Source organism: Spiroplasma endosymbiont of Lariophagus distinguendus (genome assembly GCF_023846195.1).
Taxonomy (GTDB): Bacteria; Bacillota_I; Bacilli_A; order Mycoplasmatales; family VBWQ01; genus Spiroplasma_E.
Map to the genome: position 1 here is coordinate 1 of NZ_JALMUW010000104.1, position 1,897 is coordinate 1,897.

The window sequence follows — 1,897 nt, forward strand, 5'->3', positions numbered from 1 at the left end:
GGTAAATTTTGCATAAATTTAACTGGAATAATACCTAAATTATGATTTTCTATTAATGGTAATTGTAAATCTTTACTTATTTTTTCTTGTAAACCATCTAATGTAACTTTATCACTAGTAAAATATCTAATAATTTGATTTGGAGTATATGTTGTTTTAACATAAATACTTTGGTCATCATACTGTACTTTTGACCATGTTGATGCACTATATTCAGTTTCTAATACTCTTGCAACTCTTGATTGAGCATATGGCTGAGCAAAATTTAATGATATTCTACCAGTTTTACTTTTATCAATTTGAACAATACTATAACCATAACCAGATTTAATATGACAATCTTGATAAAACAAACTATCAAAATTATTTCGTTCTTTTATTTTTTCAATTGCTCTTTTATATTCTTCATTTTCACTTGTTAAAGTATAACCATTACCCCATAATAATTTACTTGCATGATTTGCTATAATTTCTTGAAGATTTATCATACATCACTTAGGAGTTAATATTTCAGTATTATGATTATTCATATGTTACTTCCTTTCAAAATAAGGATTTATATTTGCACTTAAATTTCTAATATATGGCTCAATTGCATAATCAAATGCATCTCTTAAATGGTCATTACCAGCTAATGGTATTTGTTTAATACTCTTAGGGTCTCATACAGCTAATCTAAATTCATCTAATAATAATTGAGCATTATTCTTTATGTTTATATTTAATCGTTCTGATGCCATTAAAGCCACATTTTTACCTATTCTAAACTCAAGTCTTAATTTCACACAATCTTTAAAATATAGCCATGAATTAACTTGATATTTAATTGCTGTATCATTAAGCATTTCAATAAATGTATAATTACTAAAATCACAATATACAGTTAAACCATATTCATATAACAAATTATTTTCTTTTGCTAATTTAATATAAAACTCAACTACTAATCTTGCTAATTGTTTATTATCATATCGAATTAATTTATTTTCTATTTTTAAACAATCAATAACATTAACAAATTTAAAATTATAATCAAAACCTATTAATAAACATGCTAATGCATCATCTTTAAATCCATAATCTAATCCAGCACTAAATCTATAACTTGGTTGTATTACTCTACTAATTTTAGGAAGTAAATGTGAATATATTCCACCAGATTCATAACCAACTAAACCATGACTTCTTACTCTTGCAGATATTGGGTCTAGAACTTCTATTTCTAATAATTGCTGTTTATCACTATCTTCTAAATGAGTATTTAATTTTCAATTTTGATAATGATAAATAGTATTATTAATAATAGTAAATTGTTCATATTCATTAATAATTTGCTTTTCATTTTGAGGACAAGCTGTTACTGTCTTTTTAATAAATTCATTAAGAATTGACCAAGGATTACAACTTTCAATTTCTAATAATTGTTTTGCTCCACGAATAGCATCTTTTAAATCTTGATAATCATTTTCAGTAATTTCATATCTTTCATCACTTCATATAATTACATAATCATATAAATAATTACTTGCTAATCCAGTTAATTTAACATTACTATTATCTTGTGAATGTAAATATTTACAAGTTATTTTACTACCATTAAATTCAATAGTTTTTTTAGTTTCACTAATAATAAAATTAATACTAGGATATGTTGCTTTAATAATTTGTTTTAATTCTTGTCAACTATCATTTAATTGTTTTGACATATTACGAATTAAATAAGCATGAATATTAATATTATCTAACATTAATAAAATACCAAGAAATTCAATATCACTAAATGTTTTACCAGATTTACGACTACCTAATTGTTTAATTTTAGTAATATTTAAAGGTTGTTTTAAATACATTCTTTTAGCAATATCTAATAAATAACCAAAATTACTTAACATTTATT

General features: G+C 23.1%; 2 protein-coding genes. Both read right to left on the reverse strand.

Translation table 4 applies throughout. The features are described 5' to 3' along the window. On the reverse strand, window positions 1–530 hold a 530-nt coding region (locus M0D11_RS05790; protein WP_252320936.1), incomplete at its 3' end, for a phage portal protein. Between the two features lie 3 nt (window positions 531–533). After that, a complete protein-coding gene (locus tag M0D11_RS05795; protein WP_252320938.1) occupies window positions 534–1,850 on the reverse strand; it encodes a phage terminase large subunit in 1,317 nt (438 codons plus the stop codon). Between the last annotated feature and the right edge of the window lie 47 nt (window positions 1,851–1,897).